6 protein-coding genes are annotated in these 10,803 nt (G+C 47.8%); 5 read left to right on the plus strand and 1 reads right to left on the minus strand.

Annotated elements, in window-relative coordinates:
* Nucleotides 1–206 (minus strand): transposase (locus CWE15_RS12215; protein WP_157980765.1); only part of this gene is annotated, 206 nt, incomplete at its 3' end.
* 139 nt (nucleotides 207–345) lie between these two features.
* Here CWE15_RS12215 and CWE15_RS11710 point away from each other — a divergent pair.
* The 5 genes from CWE15_RS11710 to CWE15_RS11730 form a co-directional block, all read left to right on the plus strand.
* Nucleotides 346–696, plus strand: coding sequence for a hypothetical protein (locus CWE15_RS11710; RefSeq protein WP_126758273.1), 351 nt, complete (start codon nucleotides 346–348; stop codon nucleotides 694–696).
* A gap of 81 nt (nucleotides 697–777) precedes the next feature.
* Nucleotides 778–7,998, plus strand: a complete 7,221-nt coding sequence (locus CWE15_RS11715) for an RHS repeat-associated core domain-containing protein (RefSeq protein WP_126758274.1) — start codon at nucleotides 778–780, stop codon at nucleotides 7,996–7,998.
* Nucleotides 7,971–8,390, plus strand: coding sequence for a hypothetical protein (locus CWE15_RS11720; RefSeq protein ID WP_126758275.1), 420 nt, complete (start codon nucleotides 7,971–7,973; stop codon nucleotides 8,388–8,390). The genes CWE15_RS11715 and CWE15_RS11720 overlap by 28 nt, the downstream gene beginning before the upstream one ends.
* Before the next feature lie 72 nt (nucleotides 8,391–8,462).
* On the plus strand, nucleotides 8,463–8,897 hold the full coding sequence (locus CWE15_RS11725) for a hypothetical protein (RefSeq protein ID WP_126758276.1): 435 nt from the start codon (nucleotides 8,463–8,465) through the stop codon (nucleotides 8,895–8,897).
* A 403-nt stretch (nucleotides 8,898–9,300) separates the two neighbouring features.
* Nucleotides 9,301–10,803, plus strand: a protein-coding gene (locus CWE15_RS11730) for an IS3 family transposase (RefSeq protein WP_126758277.1) whose coding sequence is annotated in 2 segments (ribosomal slippage) — nucleotides 9,301–9,754 and nucleotides 9,754–10,803 — 1,504 coding nt annotated over the 2 segments. Because the reading frame shifts where the segments join, the coding sequence is not laid out codon by codon here. This gene is flagged as partial in the annotation.

A 10,803-nucleotide genomic window follows, 5' to 3' on the forward strand; every position in this document is an offset into this window, starting at 1 on the left:
ATTCCACCACATTCGGATTCTAGCTGCTGCACCCAGCTACGCAGCGTATTCTCATGAACATCCACTGCACGACATCCTTCAGCGAAACCATAACCATGCTCGAATATCAAGCTTGCTGCATCATGTTGGAATTCTGCGCTAAAGTTCGACGTTGTCTTCTTGCCATTGAATACCTCTTCGTTAGGGGTAATACTACCACCTAAAATGGTGTTCGGGTTTAGTCTGCCACTACATTGACGCCCTTTCCCTGTGAAATTATAGACAGGGGTTTCCCCCTATTTATTTTGTGTCGAAAACATGGAAACTTTACATCAAATTAACATTAATGGTTACAGGATGTTTACAATGAAAAAGTTAATAGTTGCAGGAGCAGTGTTTTTTCCTCTTTTCTTTTCTGGATCAGCTTGGTCTTCTTGTGAAGAAAATGTTTGTCAGGGTCATGCAGAAGTGATTACGCCGGCAATCAAAGCAAATGCTCGGGAGGTAATGGTTAGAGTTCAGCCCGAAGCAGGAGCTAATTTATGGTGCCAACTGTATGAAGGTGAATATGCCCTACTTGACGACAAGGCTAAGCAATTTGACTTGCATCGTTCATTATTTATAACGGCGATTGCGAGCCAGTCGGATATCAGAGTGGAGTTTGATCCGCAAAGTTCAGTATGCACGGTGAGCTCAGTAGAACTTATCGTACCTTGATCACGTAGCAAGTATTTTTTTAAGTGAACCCAATGGACAGCGCATTCATAACCCGTGCGCGAATTTGAAAGGGACTTTCTCATGCCTCGCATTATTCTTGCCCTTATTATTCTTTACGTATCGTCGATATCTGTAGCGGTGGCCAACACTTGGACACCTTATACAGATGAGCGAGGCGATTTATTCTTATTGCAATCTCCTGCAGTTATTGTAGAGCCCAACGGAGATGTCACGGAGCACTACCGCCCGGGCTCATTCATTCGGGTTGAATTTATTGACGGGCAGTGGATTGCTGTGCCGATGACCCAGCGACAATGGCGAGACTATCGTCTTACAGAAGGTCATGATGGTTTGATTCATCTTTCCTACGAGGCTGTCGGATGGGATGGAGAGAAGCGTCTCATTATTCTTATGGAAAGAGACGGGGTTCGATATCATCTGCGTTTTAATGGATCCGGCCGAAATGTCTCAATGCAGTCTGTGAACTTGAATGACGAGCCGCCCTATCAACCCCCATTTCGAATGATGTCGGGTGGTGGAAGTTCATTACTTACCCCAACGGATCACGAAGCAACGACTGCTGACTTTCGTGTTGATGAATCGGGAGCAGCAACAATCCAGATTCCGATCTACACGCCCGAAGGTATCGCTGGCGTCACGCCTAGCTTGTCTCTGAATTACAATAGCCGCGGTGGTGATGGACTCATGGGGATGGGATGGAGCCTGAATGCTGGCGGTAGTATTTCACGATGTCCTCAAACTATTGCACAAGATGGTGTCGCGAATGGGGTAACATTTAGTCAGAGTGACAGGCTATGTCTAAATGGTGTTCGCTTACTTGGCAGTAATCAGGCAGATTACTGGGGCTCTAGCTACTTTGTTCCTGAGCTGGATCCGTCCAGTAAGGTGCATCCTTATAAAGTCAGTGGAAATATTAGCGCGTTTGTCGTTGAAACGAAGGCGGGCGAACTGCATTATTTTGGAGATTTAAACGCAATATCAGGCACTTATTCGGTAAGCAGTGCTGTTCCATTCTTAGCACGTAATGATGCCTTATTTAATACTCACCCGACGCTTGGCTCAGCAATAAACAATACGCCAAAAATATGGGCGCAAAAAGCGACCGCAGATATTGTCGGAAATTATATTGAGTATACGTACACAAGTTTCGAAACGACCGGTGAGCATTTCTTAACTGGGATACGGTATTCCCTCAGAGCAAATCAGAGTCCGTTGCATGAGGTTTCGATTGTGTTTGGGTCCGCCACCGCTCGAAAAGGTTGGCAGTACGGTACGCCTCTTCAATCGACGAGGCGAATTGATGGAATTCAGGTCTCGTCTCATGGGCACGTTGTGCGTAATTATCGCATTGATTATAGGCTTCGAAGCTTAGCAGAAGAAAAGCTTTTCGTGGATGGCATTCAAGAATGTTCAGTTAATAATGGCATCGAGCGATGCAAATATCCGGTTACCTTTGACTGGGAGCGTCCAGCGTCGGCGGCCTTAGAGCCGATAGTGATTTGCGATCCTTTGTCGCCACATATTTGCTGGGAGGAGCCTCAGCAAAATGACTGGGATGTATTTGACGGGCAGGTAGCGTATCGGGGATCAACGCAGAACGCCAGTTCTCAGCTGATTATGGATTTCACCAGTAATGGGCATGCGGATATCGTATACGTCAAAAATGGCGAGTGGCGCATAATTCTTGGGGGGTTGGCGCAAACCCGTTGTAGCGGAATTACAATTATAGCGGGTGACTGTTACCCAGAAGGCTTGATTGGACCCTATACACAAGAGGAAAGCCTTGGTACTACAGGAGCTAATGTCCCTTCACGAGCTCTTACCATCGATTACGATGGTTCAGGAAAGCGTGCTTTGCTTGTTGCCGACGACAATGAGCTTAAATGGCGAATTCGAGGAATGCGCCCTAACCAACCCGCTGATAACTGTGAGCTCGAATTTGACTCAAGTCAGTGTGGTTATTTATCGTTGGGCTTTCAAAAGTTTAATATAAATACCGGACTGCCGGCTATTGGCTTGGGAGGTAGTGCGAACGTAGCAGACGTGAACGGCAATGGTTTTGAAGATATTGTCTTTATTAAAAATAATAAAATTTATGCCTACATTAATCTTGGGATGAACGGTATTCATCATCTCGGCTTCTCTGCGGAAGTGCCGATCGGGTCATTAACTTCTCCTTCATCGCCCCTACCACGCGATGACCAGCCTGCAACGGAGTTGAGTATTGCGTCGTTAGCAAACTCCGTTTTCTTTGATATGAATGGTAATGGCTACACAGATATTCTACTGCGCGTCACAGAGTTCGAATGCACGGATACGGGGCCCACTACTCCAGGGGAGTGCTTCGGGGTGTACTATCCAGTCGATCGCATCGACGTTTATACATTTAATCCCGCGTTAGGCGCGCAAGGGGAATATACCAAAACATCAACTTTGGGGAATCTGCAGAATCTGCGTCTAGCCGATTTGAACGGAGACGGCTTAACCGATCTTGTCTTTAATAATGGACAGGGTTGGCGTTATATGTTGTCGAACGGCCGGTATTTCATGCCATCCCAGTCAATACCAGTCCCAGACAACGCTGGCGACCGATGGATGTTACAAGTTGTGGATCTGGATGGTGATGGGAAATCTGAAATACTCGTGCCGGAAGGAAGCAGCGCATGGGGGCTATATGTGACGGCAACCCCGATGCACTCTGGGAATATCCAATTTACAAAAAGAGCGACCATAAATCGTGTTGGCGGAGTTCAGTATCGATTTGCCGATTTGAATGGAAATGGCCTTCCTGAGATGTTGTATGCGGGAAGTGGAAATTATTGGCATGTACGAAAGAATATATTGGGATCGCCAGCGCGTAATAGCATCACGCAGTTTACGACTGGACACGGTATCCGCACTCGAATTCATTACAGTACCTTAAGTAACCCAAATATTTACGAGCGCCCCAACTCTAGTCAACGTGATGATGGAGAGTTCGCACTTTACGCAGGGTATAGTGTTGTTGGCACAGTGGAACGGGAAATTCAGAAAAATGCGTTCACACAAGTTCGGTATCGTTATGGGGGGCTGCTGGTAAGCCGACAAGGTCGAGGGTTGTTAGGGTTTGAGTTTCTAACCTCCGAAGATATGACCACACGCGTAGCAACACAAACGCGATACTCGCAAAAGTTCCCTTTCTTTGGCATGCCAATAGCCTCTGAAACTCGTGATATGGTCGGTGATTTTCGATTAAGCTACGCAAAGAACACGCTCGCAGCAAAATTCAGTGGTCCAGCAGGTAGTATCTATCCATACGTAGCTTCAAGCAAGGAGTATAGCTACGCGATACAAAGAAGTTTAACTGGGAATATAACAGGGAGCGTGCCCGAAACCTTGGTTGAAAGCACGTTCCAATTTGATGTGTTCGGAAACCTCGAGCAATCAACGGTTACGACAGCGGGCTTTAATGCAATAGGGACGCCCTCTGCAGAAAGGACGGTGGTAAGTACCGACAATTCGTATTTAACGACCCATGGATTGCTGGGTGTTGGAAGTTCCGACAAGCGATTGGGTCGCCTTTCAGAAAGCAGCGTCACAACGACACTTGTCAGCGCCACTGGCAATCAGTCGATGACACGGAGTGTCAGCTTTACCTACCGAAGCGATGGCCTTTTAGCGAGTGAAACAACTCACCTTTCTGGGCAAGCCGATTCTCTGACAACAACCTACACCTACGATGTGGCGGGTAATATTGTGCAACAAAGCCATTTAGGGACAGAGAATGGTCAAGCTTTACCGATACGCGTGACTAAGAGCACATACGATGCGCTGTTTAACCGCGTGATACAGCGTGAAAATGCCGAAGGACTCGTTACGGATTTTAGTTACGAGCTTGCCAACGGCCATATTGTGAAGATGACCAGCACCGGCGCCAATGGTAATAAATCACATAAATATTTTGATACATTTGGTCGGGAGTATCGCTCAGCGGTGTCATTTGGTTCGGGTAGCGAGATTCTGCAGCGTGAATACGTGTGGACAGCATGTGGTTCCTGTAATGCACCGAATGCAGTGTACAAAATGAGCGCCATGGGTGGAGGCAAACCGACCCAGTGGGTTTATGTGGATAAGTTTGGTCGGGAAGTACGCAAAGAAACACAGTTGTTAACCGGCCAAGTTGGACATATACGTACCCTCTACGACCACTTAGGGCGTGTGAGCAGAGTGTATGAACCTTCATTTTCAACAGGCTCTGCGTATGTCGAGTACACCTATGACCGATATGGCAACGTGCGCCAAACACGTGCTCCAAATGGCGGCTTGACGAATGTCGCACTGAGTGGACTATCAACTGTAGAGCGAGACGCGAGAGGCAATACAACCACCTCAATTCGGGATTACGCGGGACGAACGGTTGAAGTGATTGATGCAGGTAATAACCGTCTGACCTACTATTTTCACCCCTCCGGACAAATTAGCGAAGTAAAGTCGCATGTCAATGGGGCGAGCGTGACTCGCGTGACAAACGCGTATGATGCAGATGGTCGACGCGTGTCTATGGATGATTTGGATAAAGGCACATGGACATACACCTATAATTCTTTTGGCGAGCTTACACAACAAGTTGATGGCAATGGGAACGTGGTGTCGATGCGCTACGATCGCCTTGGTCGAGTTGTTCGTGAGCTCCAAGAGGTAAGTTCAGGGCTAAACAGCGCTGCAACAACGGTGTGTTATCACTATGCGCCGGCTAGCTCAGGCATTGCAAATGCGAAGGGGAGATTAACGGAAGTTGCGCGTTATACTGGGGTGCGGGATTGCTCCACCACGGCGACTCCAACGTATCGCGAGCGTTACACATATAATGCGCAAAGCCAAATTTCACGCAAGGTTGTTCTGAATAACGGGCAAAGCGCGACCTTTGATTATACGTACGATAGTTTTTTACGGCCACGTTTAACTCGCTATCCAAGCAACTCTGGTTTGGAGCGCTTAGTGGTCGAAAATGTGTATCAAAATGGTTACTTCAAAGGGTATCGCAATCATTCAACGGGGGTGATGATTGAACAAGTGACTCACGTGAATGCGCATGGGAATGGAACGCGTGTGCAGTTCCAAAACGGCGCTGAAACCCTTTACAGCTATCAAAGTTCAACGGGCTGGCTCACGGGAATGACCGTGAATCACAGTGGAATTATCCGCAATATAGACTATCAATATGATTTAGTGGGTAACCTAACGTCCCGGCAGCAAACATTTCGTCAAGGTACCGGCTCTGATGTTAACGAGTCATTTTATTACGATAACCTCTATCGCCTTACTCAATATACGCAAGAAACTCGCGGTGATTGGGGTGGAGGCGGAGATGAGCCCTGTCCTCCAGATATGGTATGCACCGGCCCCGTCCCCGACCCCGGCGATCCACCGCCCAAAGAGATCCAGAGCTTGCATGGCAACTCGAGTTATACAACATCAAGCAGCACAAATATGGTTGCCCACTACACCTATGATGGGTATGGCAATCTACTGTCGAAGGGCGATGTTGGATTTAACGGAGCGAGCTACACTTATGCGGGTGGCGCTCCAGAAAGTCGACCAACGCGCTTATTGAGTGTAAGCTCATCGCATGGCACACAGACGTTCACCTATGATGGTAACGGCAACGTAATCAACGACGGATTACAGAGCTTTACATACACCACATTTGATAAGCCGATTGAAGTTCGACGGGCCGCCGATTTTAGAACGCTGTTCCGGTATGGCCCAAAGCGAGAGCTTGTTTACCAGCAAGATATTCGCCCTACGGGCACCCAAACGCGCTGGTTGTTCGGTGGTTATGAGCGGTCGGTACAAGAAAACGGCGATATCGAGCACCGGTTTATGGTGGGAGGCACGGTCATCACCCATACTGAGCATGGGAGTGGTACCACGGAGCAAGTAACGCACCTGCATAAAGATGCGCAGGGCTCGACGGTGGTGATTACCGGAAATGCAGTCCTTGGCAATGTTCTGAAACAACAGATAGCCTATGACCCATGGGGTAAACAAGCGACCTTGTGGAGCCACAGCCAGTTTATATTCGGACTGCGGTTAGGGGAGATGCGCGGCTACACCGGCCACACCATGGTAAACGACCTGAATCTGATTCATATGGGTGGGCGCACTTACAACCCGATGCTGGGGCGCTTTATGCAGGCGGATCCGTTTATTCAGGCGGGCGCGAACCTGCAGAACTACAACCGCTACAGCTATGTGCTGAATAACCCGCTGAGTTATACGGATCCGAGTGGGTATTTGTTTAAGCGGTTGAATAAGGCCTTTGGTAGTTTTGCGCCTTTTGTGGGTATGGCCTTAATGGCAATGCCGTTTGGTCAAGGCCTCGGCGCTGCCATGTTAAAAGGATTTATTGGCGGGGGCGTGGCCACAGGTAACTTACGAGGAGCGGTGAATGGCGCTTTCGCCGCAGCAGTTTTCCACTCCATTGGGCACAGTTTTCAAGAACGGGGGCAGTTCAACAGTCGCTTTAATGCGACGGCGGAACGGCTAGGATTTTCTGGCCAACCGGTGATGAATTTTGGTGGCAATGCCCTAACCGCATCGCAGATAGCGGGCCAGATAGGGGCTCATGCGTTTGCGGGGGGCGTACTCGCTTCTTTAAGTGGCGCAAAATTCTCCCATGGTTTTATCAGCGCGGGCATCTCCAAAGGCATTGGAACCCCTCTCAATGATAGAGCAGGAAACCAAGTGATTGCAGGAACCTTGGTGTCAGCCACTATCGGTGGAACCACGTCCTCCATTGTCGGTGGCAAGTTTGCCAATGGGGCGGTTACTGGGGCGATGCAACATCTATTTAATGCTCTATCGCAACGACTCAAAGAAAAAGAAATAGCCATCCAGCGGCAAAAAGAAAATGTGCAAAGAGTCTACGGTATATACAATGACCCTCGAGGAGTTAATCGAGGAAATGGTTACTATTCCGGCTACAGTCTTGGAAGTTATGTATTTGAGGTGCGAGGAGGTTACCGTTTCGAGTGGAAGGTAAATCCTATGGGAGCAAGAGGCCATCACGTAAATAGCGATGGATTCGGGGGTGGAGCGAGGTACCCTGAAAATGTTGTTGCGTGGGTGGTTGCTGATCATGGAAATCTGAGTATTCATCGTTTGCAAGATCACTCATGGCGTCACTTTGACGCAGCTCCAATTTTCGTAATGGATAGAACAACAAGACAATTCTCACAGTATACTTATAACGCAAAAACGAGGAGCTGGTCATGCAGCATAAATGGAAAATCTTGCTAGTGACGCTTTGTATTTTCATTGGTTTAACATTCTCGTATTTAGCTTCCTCAAAGGCGGCCTTACCGACTTTTCAAGCAGAGTCCATTTCGGTTTTTAGCTTACTAGCAGATCCAGAGAAATATCTACTTACGGAGGTGGTAACGACAGGTTTTTTCGTTGATCTTAAGTTATTCCCATTTGAGATAGATAATAAGTTATCCCGATTAGAAAATTCGATTTCGGTAGCCATGCTTGACCAAGCTTCGACTGATGAGTTTGAACATTGTATGGGACTTAACGTAAAAATTGTTGGGACGGTGGTGCAGACATCGCCACTCGTCATGGCAAGTATCAAAATAATTGATACTTACGATGAGGAAATGGGTTATCGGGGATGTTACACGTATAAATAAGTCTTGTGTTGCAGAGAGTAAACAGAAATCATGTGATTAGCTTTATTTAAAGTTACGAGAAGAGAGGTACTTATGAAGTATAAATGGATGTTCGTGCCAACTATTTGGGCCTTAATGCTTACTCTACTTCTTGCTCAAGAAGCAAAATCTAAGAATGAGCTCAATGATAGCGAGGAGGCACTTGTTTCGATTTTTAGTTTGCTCACTCACCCCGAGAAGTATGTGAATAAAACTATTCGAACTACAGGTTTTTTGGATCCAAGTTACGACCTGTTTCCCTATGAATTGGATAGCAAATTAGCCCGAATCGAGAATGGCATCTTCTTGCCGCTATTTGAGCAGGCTTATGCCAGAGAAGTTGCTCATTGTACGGATCTATATGTCTCAGTCGTCGGGACGTTAGTGCAAACGTCACCACTTATTATCGCAGATGTGAAAATAATTGATGTATTTGATGACTCCGAACAAGGAAATGAAGGTTATCGTAGGTGTTACACGCGTCCGTGATTTGGAATAGCCAGTGGAACGTAGGTTATCATGTGATTTCTCGGCTAATGTGATACGTGTGTAGTGGTCAAGAAAAGCTGGCCCTCGGTTTATGGTGGGAGGCACGGTTGTCACCCATACTGAGCACGGGAGTGGCACCACCGAGCAGGTAACCCACCTGCATAAGGATGCCCAGGGCTCGACGGTGGTGATTACGGGGCAGGCGGTTAGTGGCAATGTTCTCAAACAACAGATAGCCTACGACCCATGGGGTAAACAGTCGACCTTGTGGAGCCACAGCCAGTTTGTTTTTGGACTGCGGTTAGGGGAGATGCGCGGCTACACCGGCCACACCATGGCCCCCTCTGGCAGGATAGTTGACACTACTTAAAAATTAACCAGTTGGGGCGTTAAGGTTTTGATTGTGCCACGTTACTCAGAAGAACGTAAGCAGTTGGTTTTAAGTAAAATGATGCCGCCGCTGAATATGACAATCGCAGAAATTGCACGAACGGAAGGCATTGGCCTGCAAACTTTGTATAATTGGCGAGATAAAGCCAGAGAACAGGGTCGCCCCGTGCCAGGAAACAAACCAACACCAGACCAATGGTCACCAGAAGCAAAGCTTGCTGTCGTAATCGAAACAGGTGCTTTGAATGAAGCAGAGCTCAGTGAATACTGCCGTGCTAAAGGACTTTATGTCGAGCAAGTCAAAGCGTGGAAAGCAGACTCACTAAAAGGCTTTGCAAGTTCACGCGAGCAAGAGCTCGAAGCTAGGCAGCAACGCAAAGCAGATCGCAAAGAGATTAAACAGCTTAAGCGCGAGCTTCGGCAAAAAGAAAAAGCGTTGGCTGAAACCGCAGCGTTACTAGTATTGCGAAAAAAGCTGGATGCGCTCTGGGAAAACGACAACGAGGACGATTGACCTCGGTCTCGGAGCGCACGCAATATGTGACTTGGATCCGTGAGGCAAAAGCGTCTGGTGCACGGCTTCCGTTAGCTTGCGAAGAAGCTGGCATTAGTTTACGCACCTATAAGCGTTGGTATCAGCAAGGCAAAGTGCTCGCAGACAAACGCCCCGATGCGGTGCGTCCGGAGCCATCGAACAAACTCTCGGCGGCTGAGCGAGAAAGTATTTTGGCTGTGTGTAATGAAAAACGCTTCGCTAGCTTGCCGCCTACGCAAATTGTGCCGACATTGTTGGATGAAGGTCGATATTATGGCTGTGAATCGACGTTCTATCGCGTATTAAAGCAGCATGGTCAGTTACATCACCGTGGTCGTAGTGTTGCCCCGAAGGGCGCAAAAGCACCCGCGACGTTTGAAGCAACAGGCCCTTGCCAGGTGTTTTGCTGGGACATTACCTATTTACCGAGTAGCGTCCGCGGACAGTTTTATTACCTGTATATGCTCGAAGACTTATTTAGTCGCAAAATCGTTGGTCATGAGGTCTACGAACAAGAATCTGGTGAGCTTACTGCTGAATTATTACAACGCACGCTGATACGTGAGAACTGTTTACACTCTGGTGTTGTGTTGCATTCTGACAATGGTGCGCCGATGAAATCACAGACCATGCGAGCTAAAGCTTATGATCTTGGTGTGACTACCTCGTACAGCCGGCCGCGTGTCAGCAACGATAATCCGTTTGCAGAGTCGCTATTTAGAACCTGCAAATACCGGCCAGAATGGCCATCAAGTGGCTTTAAGAGCCTCGATGAAGCACGACAGTGGGTATTAAAGTTCACACGCTGGTACAACTACGAGCACAAACACAGTCAATTAAACTTTGTGACGCCTCATCAACGTCACACCGGCCAAGATAAAGCCATCTTAGCTCAACGGAAACGGTGTATGGAGGCTGCAAAAGCAGCAAATCCAAGTCGATGGGGTAAGCGCGATGTACGCAATTGTGAGCCAGTCGGTC

Source organism: Aliidiomarina taiwanensis, assembly GCF_003987015.1.
GTDB lineage: Bacteria > Pseudomonadota > Gammaproteobacteria > Enterobacterales > Alteromonadaceae > Aliidiomarina > Aliidiomarina taiwanensis.